This is a genomic window from Acinetobacter sp. ACNIH1 (assembly GCF_002934695.1).
Classification (GTDB): Bacteria; Pseudomonadota; Gammaproteobacteria; order Pseudomonadales; family Moraxellaceae; genus Acinetobacter; species Acinetobacter variabilis.
This window is the reverse complement of sequence record NZ_CP026420.1, coordinates 2203917-2225338: the sequence shown is the minus strand read 5'-3', so window position 1 is coordinate 2225338 and position 21422 is coordinate 2203917. Positions and strand designations below refer to the sequence as shown.

Here is a 21422-nt window from a genome sequence, read left to right as displayed (position 1 = left end):
AAATTGAATATCAAAGAGTCTCACTTGAGGCTCTTTTTTATTTCTTTTATTTTAAGATTTTGATCACTAGAAATATTAAAGTTAAATTTAAGGTATTCATTTTTAAGCTGAGCTTTGAAGCTTAAACTCCTTTTGCTAAATTAAATATAAAAAAATAGTTTATTAGCATTTTTAGCGCATAGCATTGCAATGATCGAGATTTGAAAAGGTTCAGCCTGTGATGCACAATAACCTTAAGAATACTCTGTGACCTGAATGAAGATTATGTGCCAGCTACTGGGAATGAATTGTGCGACACCAACAGATATTACCTTTTCATTTCGAGGTTTTTCTCAGCGGGCGGGGATTACCTCAGATCATTCTGATGGTTTTGGAATTGCTTTCTTTGAAGATAAGGCTTGCCGATTATTTGTTGATAATCAGTCAGCTGTTGAATCACCGATTGCAGAACTGGTGCGCAATTATCCGATCAAATCCCGTAATGTGATTGCGCATATCCGTAAGGCGACACAGGGCAAAATTAATCTGGAAAATTCGCATCCGTTTAGCCGTGAATTATGGGGACGACAATGGATCTTTGCCCATAATGGTGATTTAAAAGATTTTTTGCCTGAGCTTTCGGGCCGTTTTACGCCAGTTGGGAATACTGACAGTGAGCGCGCTTTCTGTTATTTGCTGGATCAACTGGTGAAACGGTTTGGTTATGATGAACCGAAGCTGGATCAGGTCTTTGATTTGCTGGCTGATATTTCTCCGTCCATTGCAGAGCATGGCACTTTTAATTTCTGTCTGTCCAATGGTCAGGCATTATTTACCTATGCAACGACTAAACTGCATTGGCTGGTGCGTGAATATCCATTTAAGCCCGCCCAACTCATTGATATCGAAGTTGAAGTGGATTTTAGTCAGGTCACCACGCCTGAAGATCGGGTCGCTGTGATTACTACGGAACCGCTAACGCAGAATGAAGAATGGACAGCATTTCAAGAAGGTGAAATGATTTTGTTCAGAGATGGAGCCAAATATCGTTCTCAATTGACACATGTCGCCCGTCTGGAAAGAGAGCGTCTGGATCCTTCGCTAAAACGGGTGACTAAAGCAGATTTATATTAAGTCTGGTTAAAATCCGATATTAAAAAACAGGACATCGCTCCTGTTTTTTTTGAATTTGATATTTATTTTATAGTGAAATCATTAAAATAAATAAACCATGAAATATAAAATCGATCAAAAAATACTTTATTCTTGTGGTCGGGTTTAAAATATAATTGATTGGATAAACAAGGATTTACATTAATTAAATAGAAAATAAGCTGAAAACCAACCGATTTACTTCATTTTTATTTAAATTAATTAGATATATGATCTTTTTCAAGCGATAAATCATTAATATCAATAGGTGGTCGTAATGAAAATGAAATGGGTTCCAGATTATAATACTGGCATCGATGTGATTGACGATCAGCACAAACGAATTCTCGATTATATCAATGAGATTGATGGAATTGATGCCAATACCGATCGTGCTCGTATTAAACAGATTCTAGAAAATATTATTGATTATACCCAGTCACATTTTACCTTTGAAGAATCACTTCAGGAAGAAGCGGGTTATAAATATCGTGTGCCACATAAACGTGTGCATGACCTATTTATTAAAAAGATTGAATCTTATCGTGACCGTTTTGAATTAGGCCAATCTATTGAAGCGGAATTACATGAAGTATTATCTAAATGGCTGATCAATCATATTCAGCACGATGATGCGGATTATGTCGGTGCAGTAAAAGAAAATATGATGGGAATTATTAAAGATAAGGAAAAGAAAAAGGGTAAAAACTGGTTTGCCCGTTTCTTCTCATAACTCGATTCTTCTTAAAATAAAGACAAATCGGGGAAATAAAAAATAAAGCTTAATAACAAAAATAAAGCTTAATAATAAATTTGCGCAGCAAATCACGGGCATGGTGATTTGCTTTTTTGTTTTTGATTTTCATCGCCTCACAAGGCAAAATAGCGCTAGATTTTTATAGGAATACATCATGCAGGACAATGCTATGTCAAAATGGTTATCGCCTCTGATGGCTTTCTGTTTATCCTTCCTTATCATTGCGACACTCGCACCGATAACAGGTATTCAGATTGACCGTCAGCTTGATTTCTGGATGTTGTGGTTAGCGACCATGCTAATACTGGCTCTTCCAGTCTGTTATCTGGAAATTGCTCTGGCGAAACGCTCAAAAACCACTGCACTACAGGCATTGTCGAGCCTTACTCGTGAAGCTGATAGTTCTCAGCTCTGGCGGATCGTCGGCTGGCTGGCAGTTGTATTTATTCCATTCCTTGCGGGTGCAATGCTCAATTATGCTTCTAATGTGATTGCAGTTGCCAATCTCGATGTTCAGCAGCCAGTGATTTTTGCGGTGCTGGCAATTGCTGCATTTGTATTGTCGCTGATACCACGTTTAATTCTGGTTGGGATCACTGCGATCGGCGTACTTGCATCTTTGATTATGGCGAATGTAGTGGGAACTGAATTACCGGCTTGGCAGGTAACACCCATCCAATTTGTAGAGTGGGGCAATGCCACTGTATTGGCTTTGGTAGCAAGTGGTCTGGGTATGGGGCTGTATTGGCAATCAAGCTTGGCTGTCGTAAAACAGCAGGATGTTGCTACTAAAACAGCCGTACCGATTTGGGTGGCGCAGCTATTAGCGATCATCGCCTTTGGTTTCTTTGCAGTGAAAGCTGAAATCCCTGCATTTGCTTTAATCGTAGCCATTGTCGCGGCCGCTGCTTTGCTTACGCAAATGGCACGTGAGCAGTTACAGCAACGTCAAATGAATATCATCATTCAGTGGGCGATTGTGATCGCTGCTACCTTGGTCTGGTTAATTCCAAATGTTGCTCCAATTTTCAATAATCTGCTGATTCTTTGGGGACTGGTGATCTGTCTGATTTATGCCTTGTTTGCTGGCTGGATCATGAAGATTAGTCATTTGCGTAAATCGATGAACTTCAGCTCAGAAGCGGTGTATAACATCTGGCGTATCGCAGTACGTATCGTCTTGCCAGTTTCAATTATTCTGGCCATTGTTGCTGTACTAGGACAATTTTTTTGATGACTGAGGCAATGATCTGGGTGGCCTATGCTACCCCGGAACAACAGTTTCATATTGCCGTACCTTTCCAGCCCGGCATGACCGCATTGGATGCAATTGAGCAAAGCGGAATCCGTGCACAGGTGGAATTGCCTGAACCTCTGAGTCTGGGTATTTTTGGCGTTAAGCTACAGGATCACACCCAGCCATTGGCAGTAGGGGATCGGGTAGAGATTTATCGTGCTTTAACCATTAATCCCAAGGATATTCGCCGTAAACGCGCTGAAAAGAATCCGGTGGGCCGTTATGCCAAAGGTAACCGTTTCAAGCAAAATAAACGTTCCGATTAGTGGAATGTGGCTTTATTGAACAGATGGTCTGATTATTTGATAAATCAATCTATTTAATTAAAAAAACCCCTGATCATACAGGGGGTTTTTTATGCAAAACCGATTATAGTGGTGGGGCATTTAAGATCGCTTCTTTGGAACCTGGTAGACCTGGCTGAGATTCTGGAATGGTTTCCAGACCTTCAATACGTTCTACGATACCAGACTGATTAAAGTAAATTTTTAGATGCTGGCCTTGGGCTGCTGGGATCTTGGCTTTTTTAGCATAGGTTCCTGGGGTATAGTTGTAGATGTAGTCCCAGCGTAGCGGATTGAGCGGATCAGATACTGTTGGACTACCGAGCAGGAAACGCACCTGTTGGTGGCTCATTCCTACCTGAATTTTAGAGGCTTGTGCTTGAGTTAAAGGTGTTCCTTGAGGAATATCAACTTTGTACACACCTAATGTCGAACAGCCGACAAGCAATGAAGTGACGAATAACGTCAGCATGATTTTTTGCATTTTGCTACACTATCCCAAATTAATTATGATGCATTTGATCCAAGGATAGATCATACTGCATCTAAACTTTGTTGCCTATTCCAACTTTGATTTTGTTGAGAGACCTTTTTACATGCCTATTTCAAACCAAGATTTACGAAAAGCTGGACTGAAAGTTACCCTTCCACGAATTAAAATATTAGAACTATTAGAAAACTCTAGACAGCATCACCTTAGCGCTGAAGACATTTATAAGACTTTACTCGAACAAGGGGAAGATGTGGGTCTTGCAACTGTGTATCGTGTGTTAACACAATTTGAGGCAGCAGGGATTATCGAGCGTCATAATTTTGAAAATAATCACTCAGTTTTTGAAATTATGCAAGAAGATCATCACGATCACTTGGTTTGTCAAAATTGCAACAAAGTCGTTGAATTTACAAATGATGTTATTGAACATGAACAGCACGAAGTTGCGAAGAAATTTGGTTTTGCATTGACTGGTCATTCACTTAATCTTTACGGTTATTGTGACGCGCCTGAATGTCAGGAAGCTTACCGTAAGAAATAATTCAGTTTTTGGCTGAAATAAAAACAGGCTTTATTAAAAGCCTGTTTTTTTTATGCTTGGAAAATGATCAGGTTTGACCATCAAAAGTAATATTGGAATGCGCACGTAATAAATGCTCTCCACCTTCTTCTGACAGTTTGATTTGCAGACGCAGGTCGTTTGGTGAGTCAGCATGTTTTAGTGCATCTTTATAGCTAATCTGCTTGGCCTTATACAGGTCATATAATGCCTGGTCGAAGGTTTGCATGCCCAGTTCACGTGAACGTTTCATCAGATCCTTGATCTCATGCACATCACCTTTACGGATCAGATCCGCAATCAATGGCGAATTGATCAGGATTTCAATCGCTGCACGGCGGCCATTACCATCAATGGTAGGAATCAATTGCTGTGCCACAATGGCTTTCATGTTGAGGGACAGATCCATAAACAGCTGGCTGTGACGGTCGACTTCGAAGAAGTGAATGATACGGTCGATGGCCTGGTTAGCGTTGTTGGCGTGCAGGGTCGCAAAAACCAGGTGACCGGTTTCCGCAAAGGCAATCGCATAGTCCATGGTTTCGCGAGAACGAATCTCACCAATCAGAATCACATCTGGTGCCTGACGTAAGGTATTTTTCAATGCCACTTCAAAGGAGTCAGTATCAATGCCGACTTCGCGCTGGGTGATGATACAGCCCTTATGCTGGTGCACAAATTCGATCGGGTCTTCAATGGTAATGATATGACCTTTGGAATTTTCATTACGGTAGCCAATCAAAGAGGCGAGGGAAGTAGATTTACCCGTACCGGTTGCACCTACAAAAATAATGATTCCGCGTTTGGTCATCGCCAGTTCTTTTAGAATAGGCGGTAACTTCAGCTCATCCATAGTCGGAATGACGGTTTCAATACGGCGCAGCACCATGCCTGGCTGATCACGTTGCTGAAAAGCACTAACACGGAAACGTGCCGATTTGTCGGGGTTGCTGATGGCGAAGTTACACTCACGTGTGTCAGCAAATTCCTTGCGCTGCTTCTCGGTCATGATTGAGTTAAGTAGCTGCCCCACAGCCGCGCCCGGCAATTTTACCGAGCCAATCGGTACAATCTGACCGTTAATCTTGATAGAGGGTTCAACATCGGCTGTAATGAACAGATCCGAGGCCTTTTTCTCTACCATATAGTTGAGTAAGCCGTTAAAGTCCATGATAAAACCCCAAAAAATTAATTATTTTTATAAGAATGATTCAGGCTGTTTTGCTGCAGTACGGGCAACTTGCGGACTGATAATACCTTTCGATACCAGCGTTTTCAGACTTTGATCCAGCGTGGTCATGCCATAGTTAGCACCGGTTTGAATCGCAGAGTACATCTGTGCCACTTTGTTTTCACGGATCAGGTTACGGATGGCTGGAATACCGATCATGATTTCATGTGCAGCCACACGACCACCTCCATTTTTCTTCAACAGGGTTTGTGAAATAACGGCTTGCAGCGATTCAGACAACATGGCACGGACCATGTCTTTTTCTTCAGCAGGGAACACGTCAATCACACGGTCAATGGTTTTTGCCGCTGAGGTGGTATGCAGGGTACCGAAGACCAAGTGACCGGTTTCCGCAGCAGTCAATGCCAGACGGATGGTTTCAAGGTCACGCATCTCACCGACCAGAATAATATCCGGGTCTTCACGTAATGCAGAACGTAATGCTTCATTAAATCCATGCGTGTCACGATGCACTTCACGCTGGTTGATCAGACATTTTTTTGATTGGTGTACAAATTCGATTGGATCTTCGACTGTCAGGATATGGTCATAGCGATTGTCATTGATATAGTCCAGCATCGCTGCAAGCGTCGTTGATTTACCCGAACCGGTTGGTCCTGTCACCAGTACAATACCACGTGGATATTCACAGATATCTTTAAAGATCTGGCCCATACCTAGATCTTCAATGGTCAGTACTTTAGATGGAATAGTACGGAATACTGCGCCTGCACCGCGGTTCTGGTTAAATGCGTTCACACGGAAACGGGCCACGCCTGGAACTTCAAATGAGAAGTCAGTTTCCAGATTTTCTTCATAATCACGGCGTTGCTTGTCGTTCATGATGTCGTACACCAGTTTGTGTACTTCTTTATGTTCCAGTGCAGGCAGGTTGATGCGGCGTACTTCCCCGTCCACACGAATCATAGGTGGCAAGCCTGCTGATAAGTGTAAATCCGACGCACCATTTTTAGCAGAAAAGGCTAACAGTTCTGTAATATCCATAAGGTCCCCGAGTTCATTAAAATGTTATTTATTTTGCTAGAATAATAAGGCTTTCCCACAGCTTAACCAACACTTAGTTGATGAGCAAGGGAAAAAAATCCGCACGAAATGAGAACCCCATCAATGAATATGCTGCAACAGTCACGAAATCAGGTTTTAGCTCAGATCCAGTCCGCCTGCGCTCTGGCCGGGCGTGAGCCGGATTCGGTGCAACTTCTGGCCGTCTCCAAAACCCAGCCTAGTCCTGTGCTGGCAGAAATGTATCAGGCTGGTCAGCGTGCCTTTGGTGAAAACTATTTACAGGAAGCCCTAGAAAAAATCACGGCACTCAAAGACCTGGATATTGAGTGGCATTTTATCGGTCATGTGCAGCGCAACAAAACCAAACATCTGGCAGAAAATTTTGCCTGGGTGCATGGGGTAGATCGCCTGATTATTGCTGAACGTTTATCTAATCAGCGTAGTGATTCTCAAGCTGCGCTTAATATCTGCCTGCAAGTCAATATTGATGGGCAGGATACTAAGGACGGTTGTCAGCCTGAGGAAGTAGCAAAACTGGTGACACAGGTCAGTCAATTACCGAATTTGCGCTTACGTGGTTTGATGGTGATTCCTGCGCCAGATAATACCCAAGCCTTTGCGGATGCCAAAGCCTTGTTCGAAGAGGTCAAAAGCCAACATGCAAAACCTGAAGACTGGGATACTTTAAGTATGGGGATGTCTGCCGACATGACTGAGGCGATTGCAGCAGGTTCTACCATGGTACGTGTGGGAACTGCCTTGTTTGGCGCACGTCCTAAAAAAGCGGACTGATGTGTACTAACAATTGAGTTTTGGGAAAGCGTTATTGCAGAGTAGTTGATAACGCTTTTTTTCTTTGGGGTTCCAGCCATTGGGCCATAAGCCAGGCAAAGAAAATTAAGCTGCACATGCTCATAAATAAGGATAAAACGGCACCCTCAAGACCATGATCAAGCGTTGCAGGAAAGCAGCCTAGAATAAAAAGCAGTAAAGGGAAATGAGTGACATAAAGTGTATAGGAGAAATTTGCAGACTGAGGCCAAACTGGTTGATATTGGCTTTGTTGATGTTGCAGCTGCACAATCCAGCAGACAAAGGCGAGTCCCATACACAGGTTAAACGGCACAAAATAATTTACACGATATAAGTCAGCCTGTTCAATGACATGAAACTGGTAAGCATCCGCACAGGCAATCATAAACGCCAAGCCAAACAGTACTAATTTAACGAGTTGTAGTCGATTCAAAAAACGCAGCTGAATCTGCCGGAATGAACTGGCAAAGGCAACTAGCCAGAGCAGAAAATAAAACAGAAACTGAAAGTTCAGTATGGAAAGCCCTAGAAGCAAGATAAAAAAGCCAATTTTAGCAATTGCAGAATCTTTTAAAAAAGGCAGAAATCCGGCCAGCACATAAAACCAGACTTCAAAGCTTAGGCTCCAGAGCGGTGCATTGGCAGATACCGTCGGTGTAATAAAGCCATTGAGAAAGAATAAAGAACCCAGAAAATCCCGAGTATCAATGTTATAGGCAGTCCGGATCATCATGCCAAAACTGTTCTGGAACTCATGGCTATGTGAAGCAAAAAATGTAGGTGCTATTGCATATAGAATTAGACTGAAAGCGGATGCAAACAGAAAGGGCGGTAAAATGCGGCGATAACGCTGCCGTATATACTGCCGCAGATTAAAATTTTCATGTTTTTGGATGTTGTTCTGAATCGAAGTCCCGATTAAAAAGCCACTGAGCACAAAAAAGATCATCACAGCAGCCTGGCCTAATAGACGTACCCAGGAATATAGGCTCAGATCAAAAGGTGCGGTAAAAGCCTGAAAACTATGACTGAATAGCACCACAATGGCACTGATACCCCGTAAGCTCTCAAGTTGTAAGCTGAAATAGGGCGAGAGCTTGTCCGAGGTAGAGTTCATGCTTTAACCTATAATTTGAATAGTACTGGCACCGGCACCGACCGGTTTCACCTGAATCTGGACCGGAATCCGTTCATGCATCTCCTGCACATGTGAAATCAGCACTACTTTACGCCCCTGACTTTGTAAATGATCTAAAGCATTCATGACCATATGTAAGGAAGCCGGGTCTAAAGTACCAAAACCTTCATCAATAAATAGCGATTCCAGCTTCATAGAGCCGGAAGCCATATTGGCAATCGCTAAGGCCAGAGCCAGAGAGACCAGGAAAGTTTCACCGCCAGAGAGTGACAGGACAGGACGTACTTCACTGTTCATATCCAGATCGATAATCGCCAGACTTAAACTGTCTGGAATCCGGTACAGCTGATAACGCGGCGCCAGGGGCTGTAATTGCTGATTGGCATATTCGACCAGAATATCTAGATGATGTTCCTGCGCGATTTTCTGGAATTTGGTGCCTTCCTTATGGCCGATCAGGTCATAGATCCGGCCCCAACGATATTCTTCAGCTTTGACCTGTTCAATCTGATGCTGGTAGCGTTGTAAGGTCGATTGGTTATTGGTATGTATTCTTAATTTGGTAGCAACCTCATTACAGGCATTTTCCTGTTCAGCTTTTTCCTGTGCCAGACTACTTAAGCGCAGTTCAACTTCTTCAAAGCTAAGTTCAGGCTTGGACTTCAAATGATGCTGATATTGTTCTTCCAGAATGTCCCAAGCCGTTTTGGCATTTTCAACCGCCTGATATTGTGCCTGTAATTGCTGGCGAATTTGCTGATGCTGTTGCAAGTCAATATCCAAGCAATGCTGGATATGCTCGGCATCAAATTCAGGATGTGTATTTTGCCAGTCTTGAATAGATTGCTGGCATTGCCTAATCTGCTGTTCTAGTTGCTGAATCTGGGTGATGAAACTCTGTTTTTTCAGTTCAGCTTGTTGCAAATGCTGATCATGCTGCTGGGTCATCAGACTCTGTGCCCGTAGCTGTTCATCCAACGCCTGTTGTTGTTGCTCCAGATGGTCACGCCATTCATGTGCTTTAGGATAAATCTGTCCGGCATGTGTGAGGGTCAGATGGTTGAGCTGTTCACGTAGTGCTTTGCCCATATTCAGCGCCGTATTCATCTTTTGCTGTAACTGAGCATCATATTGTTGATGCAGGCTGAGCAGATCACGTGCCTTTTCAATCTGCTGATTTAAGCTTTGGATGTGAGTCTCTAGGGTTTTGAATTCCTGAGACTGTTTCTGACGTTGTTGCAGTTGTTGAGATAACTGCTGACAGCTTGATGAGGCATCAGTAATCCAGGATTTCTGCAAGGACTCAGGCAGTAGATGAAGAACTGGCTGAATCATTTGTTCTAGCTGTAAATGCTGCTGCATGCTAAAACGTAACTGATCTAACTGTTGCTGTTGCTGACGCCATTTTTTCCAGTCACTTTGCTGATTTTGCAGGGTCTGTGCTAGCTGCTGTTGCTCTTGTTGAAGTTGAAGCACATGCTGGCCAAGCTGTTGCTGCAAATGATCTGTACTCTGGCTTAAATCCAACAGCAAATCAAATTGCTGAAGATCCTGATTCAACTGAACCTTCTGCTGTTGTAGTGTCGTACTAAGCTGACTGCTGCGTTGCTGATGTTGCTCAATTAAGGTTTGCAGTTGAGATTGCTGGATTTGTGCTTGCTGCCATGTCTGAGTCAGTTGCTGTAGTTTTTTCTGAGCTTCCTGAAGCTGCTGATCATGTAGTTGTTGCAAAGCATTTTCTAGCAGTTTCTGATGCTGTACAAAAGGATGCTCATGACTGCCACAGACCATACAAGGCTCATTTGGTTTCAGCTGTGCACGTAATTCCTGCACACTTTGTGCCTGTAATAAACGTTGCTGAGCCAGTACTTGTTGCAATTGTTCGAAGGCCTGTTCTGCTTCCTGACGTTGTTGCTGCAATTGAACCCACTCGGTTTCTAGTTGTTTTAAACGATCATGATAGCTTTCTAACTCGCGATTCAATTGCAGGCTTTCAGTTTCTAAGAGAGCCATTTGCTGTACGGTTCGCATCAAAGCTTCAAGCTTCGAATGCTGGGTACTGAGTTGCTGTTGTTGGGTCTGGAACTGTTGGATTTGCTGTTCAAGCTGATCCAGATGAGTATAGCGCTGAGTGAATTCCTGCAAGCTGGCAGATAAAGCCTGTTGCTGCTGTTCCAGTTCAGTGCGGCTGGATTGGAAAAGTGCTGAGTGCTGCCGCATGAATTTCTGATGCAGTTCCTGATAATCCTGCAAGCGTTGTAAGGTTGCTTGTGGCTCGTCATCAAAAACCGCTAAGAAGCTCTGTTGTTCCAGTTGCTTTTGAATCTGATGGTACTGAGTCTGAACCTGTTGTGAACGTTGCTCAGTCTGCACCAGCTGATTCTGAACAGGCTGAATCTGCTGGGTTCTATAGGTCTGCTGTTCGGCTAAAAGCTGCTTATACTGCTCGCCAATCGATAGCATTTCATGATCCAGTTTGAGTCCCTGATCCAGATAAGGTTTGATCTTCTGAAACTCTTGTTGCTGCTGTTGTTGCTGTTGCTGAATATGCTGCAATTTGCGCTGCTCACTATCACGCTGCTGCTGAACGGACGTGAATTCGGCAACAAAGTTTTGCTGCTCAGTCAGTAAATGGCTACGCTGTTTCTGAAACTGCTGTTGCTGGACAAACTGTTCCCGGATCTGCTGAAACTGATCCAGTTGATCTAATAACTGTTTTTGCGGTGTCATTTTCTGTTCAGCATCCAGCTGAACCGTATAGATTTCTTTTTTGGCCTGAATTTCAGTATAGAGATAATGCTGCTGGCGATGCCATTTCAGGTCATTTTCCAGTACTTTTTCGCTCTGGTTTAGATGCTCAACCACCTGTTTTAAAGTCGTGTGTTGCTGCTGTAGGGCAGCAATATCTTCTTCAGATAATAGTTCCAGATGACCGATTAATTTTTCCAGATCAGCGCGTTTTTGCTTCACCTCACTGTGTTTTTCAAAGGCCTTCTGGCTGACCAGACTGAAAATCTGAGAATTGGTCAGATACTCCAACAGATCGGCACGTTCATTATCTTTGGCTTTCAGAAAAGCGCCAACTTCGGACTGCGCCAATAAAACTGCACGAGTAAATTGCTCAAAACTCAAGCCAACCAGTTTTTCAATCAGCGGCGTGCATTCAGAAATCTTCTGGTTTAGAACCCGTTGATCATCCAGACAGGTAATAGCACGATCGACCTTTAAATTACCATCCACTTTCTGCCGGGCACGACGAATTTCCCAGCGTGCCGTATAGCGTTTCTGGTCTAGGGCAATAAATTCAAGCTCGGCAAAACCCTGTACGCAGCCACGGCGCAGAATATTTTTGGAGTCCTTGATCGAGACATCCTGGCCACCTGCATCTTTCAGGCTACCTGTGGCGCCTTTTAAACGTGGAATTTCGTTATACAAGGCCAGGCACATGGCATCAAGCAGGGTGGATTTACCAGCACCGGTTTTTCCGGTAATTGCAATCAGGCCAGCATGTGCCAGTGGATTCGATTCAAAATCAATATGATGCGTACCAGCGAGAGAAGCGAGGTTATTTAGGCTCAGACGGATAATTTTCATGGCTGATCCTAAGCTTGTTGTTTTTGTGCAAGTTCATGTTGGGCTTCGACCAGTAACTGCTGAAAATCTTGCTGCACTGAATGATCCTGGCTATAGCCCATTTTTTCCCAGATATTGAAAAACAGTGATTCAGGCGTTGGAGGTACCAAGTCAATTTTAGAGCTATCAGCCTGATCTTCTGCCTGACGTTGATAAATCCGGCTGATGCGTAACAGACGATAACGATTTGGCGGCAGTGCCTGTTCAATCTGCTGACGTAAATCTACTGATGGCGGTGCATCAGTAGTGTATTCAATTTCCAGAAAATGTCGTGCTGCCAGATGCTCAATTTCCCCAGTCGGCAGTGCTTTTACTTTGCTGAGCAGATTTTCCAGATTTTCCCGAATTCTAAATAGCTCGACATTACGAGGAACTTTTAGTGCTTCAAACTGAAAACGCTGTTCAGCATTTTGTTCAGGATCGATTCTGACTTCAACAACCTGATGCGAATAGTTGATCTCACTAAAGGATAGGGGAATCGGGGAGCCACTATAGCGAATATGCGGCTGACCGACTTTCTGCGGTTTATGCAGATGTCCCAGAGCGACATAGTCAATGACTTCATCAAATAGCGCCGTTGAGAGAGCCTCTTCATTGCCGACGATAATTGGACGTTCGGAATCGGAAGTTTCACCGCCTTGCATATGTGCATGTGACATAAGAATCAGTGCCTGATGTGGCTGCTTACGTGCTTTGGCTTCGGCAATCAACTGTTGGTGCAGATAGCTGATGGCATTCTGGCTATTATGGGTATGTTCATTAATACCGGTAATTTCGGCGCTACGTAAATAAGGCAGGGTTAGGCACCAGGCAATAATCTCTTGCTGCTGGTCATAAATTGGAACCAGCAAACGATCCAGATCAAGAGCATTGTCCGCAGTCCGGCCGACAATACCCACCGCTTTGGCATTGAATTTGGTCAATAAAGGCTGAACCTGCTCAATCCGGTAACCTGAATCATGGTTGCCGGCAATCATCAGGGTTTGCATATGCGGTGCCAGTTCATGGGCATCGGCAAGGAATTGATAAAGCTGTCTTTGGGCACTGGAAGCGGGATTGATGACATCAAAAATATCACCGGCAATCAGTAGAGCATGTGGCTGTTTTTCCTTGATTTGTTCAAGGAGCCAATTCAGGAATTGCGCATGTTCAAATTCACGGTCATGGTTATGGAAAAACTGTCCCAAATGCCAATCAGAAGTATGTAGAAAATGAACTGCCATGTATACCCACCTTTATTTTTGCCTTCCTACTATAGAAAAAAGCCCAGCTAAAAATCTACTTGAAAAAAATATTTTGATCTATTTCATTGCTGCCCGTCATTAAAACTATTTTCAGCGTAGTTTTGAATATAAGAATAATACTTGTGAAATCAATAAAATATGATGTTTATATATAAAGTGTTGAATACAGCGTTTTTATTTTAAATCTTACTTCAGGCAATTTCATAACATCTGAATAGCAGAACCAATATTTTTATAAAAATTGCTAAAAACAGATTTGAAAAACTACAGGCAATCATTATTTTATGCTGCATAAGAAGCTAATAAAGATTGGCAGGCGAATTGTTAAAAACAGTTCGTCCAAAAAATAAAAACCGACGATTCGAGTGATGATGAAATCGTCGGTCAAAGATTTGTGTATAGTGAAAATTTTGGCTGCTATTCAAAATTTTCTAAAACACTGGACTTATTGCTTTAGCAAAGAGAACGAAAATTTGTGGATGCCAGTCCAAATTTCCGAACCTTGTACCCTATATAACGTCAGCATCTCGCTTTAGGTTGACAATAAAATGAAAAAAAAATTAATTTTTTTTATACTAGTTGATTAATTGTCCTTGAGTCCTGCTAATGGTGCCTCTAACTCGCTATTTTCTCTGGTTTTTCTTCCTATGTTTTATTTTTACCTGCATTTGCGGGGTTGTGGCGGCGTTAATGCCGACTGGCATGGGTGCAGTATTAACCATTGTGCCTTATCTGGTGGCGATGATCTGGGTACTGTTTAATTTTTTAAAAAAGGAACAACGGGCGCCAACCCAAGCAGAACGTAAAAAATTCACCTTAGGATTCAGTCTGATTTACTGGGGCTATAATCTGGTATTTTTAATTCTAGGGATTGCTATTGCGACGCGTTCCAATCCGAATGCCTGGCAGGACTTTTTACTATATCTGCAACAGCCCCAATTTATGAGTATTGTCGTGATCATGTTCCTGCTCATCGCGATTCCGCTTTATCTGCTGACCTACTGGTTTTATGGCAAACAGGCACAGCGTATGGCAGCAAAAATGTTTGGCTAGGATTTCCTGCTCTTTATATCAAAATTGTTGAGATTAAATTCAAAATGCTAAATCAGGCTGATAGAAAATTAGAAGTGACGTATAATTTGAGCAATACAATAATAATGGCTCAGAATAACCATGTATAAACCTGTAGTCCTCATGACAGGCGCCAGCGGTTTTATTGGCAGCCATCTGGTGAAATTTTTACTGGCTCGTGATTATGCGGTAATCGGCCTGACCCGGCAGAAAAAATTGCGAGAAGAGCATCCTGATTTTCACTGGATTAATGATCTGGAAGAATTGAAAAATCATCAGATTGACTATGTGATTAATCTGGCTGGTGAAAGTATCGGGCAGGGTCGCTGGACAGCCGCACGCAAAAAGAAATTGCTGGACAGTCGGTTAAATACCACCAAGCAGTTATATGACTATCTAGAAAAAAATCAGATCAAACCCAAACGTATTATTTCGACTTCAGCGATCGGCTACTACGGAATCGATCCGCAAGAACGCTGGGATACGGTGTGTACTGAACAAAGTCCGCCACAATCCATTTTTATGTCAGAACTGTGTGAGAAATGGGAAAAACTGGCCTTGTCTTATACAGGGCAGGACACCAAAATTGTTCGCTTTGCTGTAGTGTTTGGCCAAGGTGGCGGGATTCTTCCGCAGATGTTATTGCCAATTAAGCTGAATATGTTTGGCCGAATTGGCCACGGGCGTCAGCCGGTGACCTGGGTACATTTACAGGATGTCATGCGGGCGATCGAATTCCTGATGCAGCAGTCGACCCAGCAACAGGTATTTAATGTGGTGGCACCTGAAAAAGTCAGTCAGGCGCAGTTTGCCCGGATCGCAGCACAGGTGCTGAAACGAAAACCTTTATTACCGTTACCAGCATGTAGTATGAAAATGATGCTGGGAGAACAATCACAACTGATTCTGAATGGTCAATATGTTCAGCCCAAAGCTTTGCAGGAAGCTGGATTTGAATTTAGCTATCCGACACTGAAAGAAGCCTTGATTGAAATTTTAAACCGTTAAAGAGTGCGGCCGTAAGCGCTGTACTGGACTATAAGGCTGTGGATCTACGATGGTCGGTTGCTCCAGGATTAACTGAGACAGCAGTTTTCCAGAAGCAGCGCCCATACATAAACCATTACGGAACTGGCCAAAATTGGTCCAGAGATTGTCTAGGTGCGGAATCTTGCCAATATAGGGAATGCCATCTGGTGAGCTTGGGCGCAGACCAGCCCACTGTTTCACAATCGGAAAAGCTGCCAGTTCCGGCACCATTTCCAAGCAAGCAGCTAAAATATCCTGACGAATTTCAGCAGAAGACGAGGTATCAAAACCGACCTGACGCATGCTGGAACCACACAGCACATGCCCATCACGACGTGGAATCAGGTACATGACCTTGTTCATGCACATGGTTGGCAGCCAGTTTTCTGGCGTTTTAAAGAGCAACATCTGGCCTTGAACCGGATGAACTGGAATGTCCAGACCGAGCTGTTCAGACCAGCGTGCAGACCATGCACCGGTGGCAATGACGAACTGATCTGCTTTAAAGCTCAGGCCATTTTTAGTGGAAACACTGTGTACATGATCTTGCTGGATATTTAGCTGAGTAATATTGCAATGCTCTTGCCAAGTGACACGCGGATGCTGTTTAAGGTAAGCAATAATGGACTGTAACAGTCGCGGATTGCGGATATTGGAAAGTTCTGGAAAATAGATCGCCTGTTTAAATTTCGAATCTACTTTGGAATTGATTTGCTGGATTTGAGGCTGATTCAGATATTCGGCATGTTGCTGTGGATCCTGATATTGCTCGGCATAGCGCAGTCCGATTTCAAAATCCGTTTCATCAAAAATCAGCATACCGGTTTCATGGATCTGGAAATCAATCCTGGTAATCGGTTGCAGTTTCTGGTTCCAGGCTTGATACAAGGGTTTGGCATGGCGGGCGAGGGCATTAACGGCATCGGGATAACGCCAGGGATACATTGGGGAGAGGATACCGCCTCCGGCCCAAGAGGCTGCCTGTCCAGCCGCTTGCTGATCAAAAATCGTAATAGAACATCCCTGTTCAAGCAATTCCAGAGCTGACATCAAGCCGGTGATGCCTGCTCCGATAATGGCGATATGCATTGCGCCAAGGTCCTTCTATTTTATTTCATGTCTTTCAGTTTGAGTGCCGCTTCTTCCGCGAAGTAAGTCCAGATACCATCTGCGCCGGCACGACGGCAGCACATCAGGGACTCTAGAATTACACTATCAGATAACCAGCCATTCTGAATTGCAGCAGCCAGCATGGCATATTCACCACTAACCTGATAAATAAAGGTGGGTATACCGAAGGTATCTTTGACTTCACGAACCACATCCAGATACGGCATTCCCGGTTTAACAATCACCATATCTGCACCTTCTTGGATATCCAGTGCAATTTCATGCAATGCTTCGGCACGGTTACCGAAATCCATTTGGTAATTGTATTTATTGCCGCCTTTTAGGTTGCTAGCCGAACCGACAGCATCACGGAATGGACCGTAGAAGCTAGACGCATATTTGGCTGAATAAGCCATAATAGAGGTATAGATATGGCCATTCTGTTCAAAGGCCTGACGAATTGCACCGATGCGGCCATCCATCATGTCACTTGGCGCTACAATATCAGCACCGGCTTCGGCATGACTTAAAGTTTGCTTGATGAGTGCTTCAACCGTTTCATCATTCAGGACATAGCCGGTTTCATCAATGATGCCGTCCTGGCCATGCGTGGTATAAGGGTCTAGCGCGCCGTCGGTAATCAGTACCATTTCCGGTAATTCTTTTTTCAGCAGACGAACAGTCTTCTGTACCAGACCATCTTCATGCCAAGCGGCTTCTGCAGTCAGGCTTTTATCTTCTTGGGGTGTAACCGGGAACAGCGCCAGCTTATTGACACCTAGTTCGAGCAAACGTTCTGATTTTTTTAACAACAAGTCAGCAGACAGGCGCTGCACATTTGGCATACTTGGAATGTCTTGGGTCTGGTTTTGTCCCGGAAGCACAAATACTGGATAAATCAAGTGATCAGCACTGAGATGGGTTTCACGTACCATAGAACGTAAATGCTCATTTTTACGAATACGACGCATGCGAGTTGCAGGAAACGCGGGACGATTGAACGTATAGGTCATAAAAATCTCAGTAATCAGTATTAAACTAGGCCCCTATTGTAACCCTATCTGAATTTTTTGGGCATAAATTAGCGGTTTTTTATTGTTGTAGCTTCGGGCAGACTTATGACTAAGACAGAAAGAAATTGGACAGGTAATATACATTTAGGTGCAAAAGTGGATATTGAAGTGGTCTTAAACCAGTTGGTACACGCTTTTAATACCTCTCCTTTTTTTAAGCATAATGGCATGACCATGCGGGTGGTCGATGGTCAGATCGAAGCATATGTTGAAATGCAGGATTTCATGATTGGAAATGTGGCATTTCAGATTCTGCATGGTGGTCTTGCAGCGACCATACTCGACAGTATTGGCGGAATTGTGGCGATGGGTGAGCTGTACAAGAAAGCTGAACCGGAAACTATTGCCGATACGATTAAAAAGGTATCACGTCTGGCGACGGTAGACATGCGCGTGGATTATCTGGCACCCGGTCGTGGTAAATATTTTATTGCCCGTGCAGAAACCTTACGTTTGGGGCGTAAGAGCTGCACCATGCGCATGACCATGGTCAACGATGATGACAAGCCGATTGCCACAGCGATTGCTTCATATGCCTATTAATTAAGTTTATCTCCTCGATCCTGGCTCATTCTGGGCCCGAACTAAGCTCTTATTCCTGGAATAGGGGCTTAGTTTTTTAAACTTCCGAGTAATATTTTTTTGCATATTTTCTAATTTTTATTATTAGAATGCATGAAAATTAAATTAATACGGCTTTCTCATTTTACCCATTGATCAATAAACGGGATATGAATCTATTATACATTCATGTCAGTGCTGGTCAGTGTGGCTGCGTGACCAAGTCTGTTGGATTTAGGAAAAAATCAATGACAGATGTACAAGACACCCTGCCAGAAAACGCATCTGATGCAACTTCGAATCAAGCTTTAAAAAATAAACGTAAAAAGGCCCTGAGTATCGTTGCTATCTTTATAGTGATTGCACTGGTGCTGTTTCTGATTTGGAAATTCTTTCTGAACAATTCAGTCAGTACTGAAAATGCCTATGTGGGTGCTGAAACGGCTTCTATTACGTCTATGGTGAGTGGTCAGGTCGCTGAAGTATTGGTTCATGATACCCAAGCGGTCAAACAGGGCGATATCCTTGCCAGAATTGATGACCGTGATGCCAAAATTGCAGTGGCTCAGGCACGTGCAGAACTGACCAAAGCCAAACGCCAGTACAAACAGACTGCGGCCAATAGCGGGGCTTTAAGCTCACAGATTGGGGTCAGTGATGATGCAATTCGCAGTGCTGAAGCTCAGCTGGCTCAGGCTCAGGCAGCCTTACATAAAGCACAAGATGAATATACGCGTCGTGAAAAACTCAGTGCGAGCGGTGCAGTGTCTAAAGAAGAACTCAGTACCGCACAATCTGCATTGGATACTGCCAAAGCAGGCGTAGCTTCTGCTGAAGCGGGTCTGGCACAAGCAAGATCCAGTCAGAAAGCCGCACAAAGCAATTTAGCGGCGAATGAAGCCTTGATTCAAGGTGCGAATGAAAACTCAACGCCTGATGTACTCGTGGCTGAAGCCAAACTGAAACAGGCCGAGCTAGACTTAGAACGTACTGTAATTAAAGCACCTTTTGATGGAGTAGTTTCACGCCGTTCCATTCAGGTGGGTCAACGTGTTGCGCCTGGTACAATGCTAATGATGGTCGTACCAGTAGATCAGCTCTATGTTGATGCCAATTTCAAAGAAAGCCAACTAGAAAACGTCCGCGTGGGGCAGAAAGCCGAACTGACGTCTGATCTGTATGGTAAATCGGTGAAGTATCACGGCACTGTGGTGGGTTTCTCTGGCGGTACAGGTTCAGCCTTTGCTCTGATTCCGGCTCAGAACGCGACGGGTAACTGGATCAAAGTGGTACAGCGTTTGCCAGTCCGTATTCAGCTGGATCCGAAAGAACTGGCCGAGCATCCACTACGTGTGGGTCTGTCGATGGAAGTTGAAATCCATTTTAAGAAGTAATTCCCGATGAATAAATATGTTCCATATGGGAATCTGACCGGCGGCAAGCTGATGCTGGCGGCCTTTGTGCTGGCATTGGCCAATTTCATGGTCGTGCTGGACATGACCATTGCCAATGTCTCGGTGCCGCATATTACCGGTAGTCTGGCAGTGTCCAGCTCGCAAGGCACCTGGGTCATTACGTCTTATGCAGTTGCAGAAGCGATCTGTGTACCTTTGACGGGATGGCTGGCGGGCCGCTTTGGTAGTGTTCGACTCTTTGGTGTCTGCTTGCTCGGCTTTACCATTTTTTCAATTCTGTGCGGGATTTCAACCAGTCTGGAAATGCTGGTATTTTGCCGGATCGGGCAGGGGCTGTTTGGCGGCCCGATTATGCCGCTCAGCCAGACTTTATTGCTACGCATCTTCCCACCTGAAAAACAATCCCAAGCGATGGGTATGTGGGCGATGACGACCGTTGTTGGACCAATTCTAGGCCCAATTCTTGGCGGTACGATTAGTGATAACTTGTCCTGGCACTGGATTTTCTTTATCAATATTCCAGTGGGTCTATTCTGTGGTCTGGCTGCATTGAAGCTATTAAAGCCAGCGGAAACTGAAACCAATGCTTTGAAGATTGATAAAGGTGGTTTGTTCTTATTGATACTTTGGATTGGTGCGCTGCAATTAATGTTAGATCTCGGTCATGAACATGACTGGTTTAGCAGCTCCTTTATCGGCACATTGGCAGTGATTGCTGTGGTCGGTTTAATCATCTTTACCATTTGGGAGCTGACCGAACGGCATCCGATTGTAGATATCCGGATCTTCCGATATCGCGGATTTACCTTTGCTGTGCTGTCATTAGCCTTTGCCTTCGGTGCCTTCTTTTCCAGTATTGTACTGATTCCACAGTGGGTGCAAATTAATCTCGGTTATACGGCCACTTGGGCAGGTTATTTAACCGCGACCATGGGTTTTGGTAGCCTATTGATGTCACCGATTGTGGCGAAGATGGCGACCAAATATGATCAACGTATTCTGGCCAGTTTTGGTTTGACCTTGCTTGCCGTGGTCACCTTAATGCGAGCTTTCTGGACTACGGATGCGGATTTTATGGCATTGGCCTGGCCACAGATTCTGCAAGGTTTTGCGGTGCCATTCTTCTTCATTCCACTCTCCAATATGGCATTGGCCTCAGTCCAGCCTCAGGAAATGGCATCAGCAGCAGGTTTGATGAACTTCCTGCGGACTATGGCTGGAGCGATCGGAGCTTCAATTGCAGTCACGATCTGGGATGATCATAGTAAAGTGGCACGCAGTGAGCTGGTCGGTAAACTGAATGTCGAGGAAACCCAGAATACCTTGATGGCTCAGGGCATGAGTTCGGATAGTGCCTTGGGTTATATTTCAAGTCTGGTGGATAAAGAAGCATTAACCCTGTCAGCTAATCACCTGTTTTTAATACTGGCGATGGTCTTTGTTTTTGCTGCCTTAATCATCTGGTTGGCACCACGACCAAAAGCGGGCGTGGGTGGAATGCCATCACATTAATATTTTCCAAAATAAAAAACCGCTAACTATTTAGCGGTTTTTTTC

The 21422-nt window shown here is 43.9% G+C and carries 19 protein-coding genes; 11 read left to right on the top strand and 8 right to left on the bottom strand.

Annotated elements, in window-relative coordinates; all coding sequences use genetic code 11:
- The first annotated feature begins 264 nt into the window (after positions 1 to 264).
- The 4 genes from C3F22_RS10865 to C3F22_RS10850 all read left to right on the top strand — a co-directional run bounded on the left by C3F22_RS10865 (position 265) and on the right by C3F22_RS10850 (position 3451).
- Entirely contained in the window at positions 265 to 1113 is an 849-nt protein-coding gene (locus C3F22_RS10865; RefSeq protein ID WP_104426550.1) for a class II glutamine amidotransferase, read from the top strand.
- Positions 1114 to 1408: 295 nt separating this feature from the next.
- The gene (locus C3F22_RS10860; protein ID WP_004783243.1) at positions 1409 to 1864 is read left to right on the top strand and encodes a bacteriohemerythrin; all 456 of its coding nucleotides are present in this window, start codon (positions 1409 to 1411) and stop codon (positions 1862 to 1864) included.
- Positions 1865 to 2042: 178 nt separating this feature from the next.
- Complete coding sequence (locus C3F22_RS10855) at positions 2043 to 3122, top strand: hypothetical protein (protein ID WP_104426549.1); 1080 nt, start codon at positions 2043 to 2045, stop codon at positions 3120 to 3122.
- Positions 3122 to 3451: an RnfH family protein gene (locus C3F22_RS10850; RefSeq protein ID WP_104426548.1), complete on the top strand. Its 330-nt coding sequence runs from the start codon at positions 3122 to 3124 to the stop codon at positions 3449 to 3451. Before C3F22_RS10855 ends, C3F22_RS10850 begins: the two co-directional genes overlap by 1 nt.
- 103 nt (positions 3452 to 3554) lie before the next feature.
- On the opposite strand, the gene C3F22_RS10845 is transcribed toward C3F22_RS10850, so the two are convergent.
- Positions 3555 to 3953 (bottom strand): outer membrane protein assembly factor BamE, encoded by a 399-nt coding sequence (locus tag C3F22_RS10845; RefSeq protein WP_004783238.1) that lies wholly within the window; start codon positions 3951 to 3953, stop codon positions 3555 to 3557.
- Positions 3954 to 4065: 112 nt separating this feature from the next.
- Here C3F22_RS10845 and fur point away from each other — a divergent pair, with 112 nt between their 5' ends.
- Entirely contained in the window at positions 4066 to 4503 is a 438-nt protein-coding gene (fur, locus tag C3F22_RS10840; RefSeq protein ID WP_005234317.1) for a ferric iron uptake transcriptional regulator, read from the top strand.
- A 67-nt stretch (positions 4504 to 4570) separates the two neighbouring features.
- Here the strand turns inward: fur and C3F22_RS10835 are convergent, their stop codons facing one another.
- Both C3F22_RS10835 and C3F22_RS10830 read right to left on the bottom strand, forming a co-directional pair.
- Positions 4571 to 5692 (bottom strand): PilT/PilU family type 4a pilus ATPase, encoded by a 1122-nt coding sequence (locus C3F22_RS10835; RefSeq protein WP_005234318.1) that lies wholly within the window; start codon positions 5690 to 5692, stop codon positions 4571 to 4573.
- A 27-nt stretch (positions 5693 to 5719) separates the two neighbouring features.
- Positions 5720 to 6757, bottom strand: a complete 1038-nt coding sequence (locus C3F22_RS10830) for a type IV pilus twitching motility protein PilT (protein ID WP_004783232.1) — start codon at positions 6755 to 6757, stop codon at positions 5720 to 5722.
- A gap of 123 nt (positions 6758 to 6880) precedes the next feature.
- On the opposite strand from C3F22_RS10830, the gene C3F22_RS10825 reads away from it, so the two are divergent.
- Positions 6881 to 7570 carry a YggS family pyridoxal phosphate-dependent enzyme gene (locus C3F22_RS10825; protein WP_005234319.1) on the top strand — a complete coding sequence of 230 codons (690 nt, stop codon included), beginning with the start codon at positions 6881 to 6883 and terminating at the stop codon, positions 7568 to 7570.
- Positions 7571 to 7601: 31 nt separating this feature from the next.
- Here the strand turns inward: C3F22_RS10825 and C3F22_RS10820 are convergent, their stop codons facing one another.
- The 3 genes from C3F22_RS10820 to C3F22_RS10810 are packed head-to-tail and all read right to left on the bottom strand — an operon-like array spanning position 7602 to position 13585.
- Positions 7602 to 8708, bottom strand: coding sequence for an acyltransferase family protein (locus tag C3F22_RS10820; RefSeq protein WP_005234320.1), 1107 nt, complete (start codon positions 8706 to 8708; stop codon positions 7602 to 7604).
- Between the two features lie 3 nt (positions 8709 to 8711).
- Entirely contained in the window at positions 8712 to 12323 is a 3612-nt protein-coding gene (locus C3F22_RS10815) for an AAA family ATPase (RefSeq protein WP_104426547.1), read from the bottom strand.
- Positions 12324 to 12331: 8 nt separating this feature from the next.
- Complete coding sequence (locus C3F22_RS10810; RefSeq protein WP_005234322.1) at positions 12332 to 13585, bottom strand: exonuclease SbcCD subunit D; 1254 nt, start codon at positions 13583 to 13585, stop codon at positions 12332 to 12334.
- A 627-nt stretch (positions 13586 to 14212) separates the two neighbouring features.
- Here C3F22_RS10810 and C3F22_RS10805 point away from each other — a divergent pair.
- Together C3F22_RS10805 and C3F22_RS10800 are read left to right on the top strand one after the other, a co-directional pair.
- Positions 14213 to 14659: an ABZJ_00895 family protein gene (locus C3F22_RS10805; protein ID WP_005234325.1), complete on the top strand. Its 447-nt coding sequence runs from the start codon at positions 14213 to 14215 to the stop codon at positions 14657 to 14659.
- Positions 14660 to 14779: 120 nt separating this feature from the next.
- Positions 14780 to 15685, top strand: coding sequence for a TIGR01777 family oxidoreductase (locus C3F22_RS10800; RefSeq protein WP_005234327.1), 906 nt, complete (start codon positions 14780 to 14782; stop codon positions 15683 to 15685).
- Here the strand turns inward: C3F22_RS10800 and thiO are convergent.
- Both thiO and hemB read right to left on the bottom strand, forming a co-directional pair.
- Positions 15674 to 16795 (bottom strand): glycine oxidase ThiO, encoded by a 1122-nt coding sequence (gene thiO / locus C3F22_RS10795; protein ID WP_104426546.1) that lies wholly within the window; start codon positions 16793 to 16795, stop codon positions 15674 to 15676. The two genes, C3F22_RS10800 and thiO, sit on opposite strands and share 12 nt — an antisense overlap.
- 20 nt (positions 16796 to 16815) lie before the next feature.
- A complete protein-coding gene (gene hemB, locus C3F22_RS10790) occupies positions 16816 to 17829 on the bottom strand; it encodes a porphobilinogen synthase (RefSeq protein ID WP_034171477.1) in 1014 nt (337 codons plus the stop codon).
- Between the two features lie 105 nt (positions 17830 to 17934).
- Between hemB and C3F22_RS10785 the strand changes: the two genes are divergently transcribed.
- From C3F22_RS10785 to C3F22_RS10775, 3 genes are all read left to right on the top strand, one after another.
- Entirely contained in the window at positions 17935 to 18432 is a 498-nt protein-coding gene (locus C3F22_RS10785) for a thioesterase family protein (RefSeq protein WP_004783220.1), read from the top strand.
- Positions 18433 to 18698: 266 nt separating this feature from the next.
- Positions 18699 to 19844 (top strand): HlyD family efflux transporter periplasmic adaptor subunit, encoded by a 1146-nt coding sequence (locus C3F22_RS10780; RefSeq protein WP_004783219.1) that lies wholly within the window; start codon positions 18699 to 18701, stop codon positions 19842 to 19844.
- Positions 19845 to 19850: 6 nt separating this feature from the next.
- Positions 19851 to 21377 carry a DHA2 family efflux MFS transporter permease subunit gene (locus tag C3F22_RS10775; protein WP_004783218.1) on the top strand — a complete coding sequence of 509 codons (1527 nt, stop codon included), beginning with the start codon at positions 19851 to 19853 and terminating at the stop codon, positions 21375 to 21377.
- Positions 21378 to 21422 lie beyond the last annotated feature (45 nt).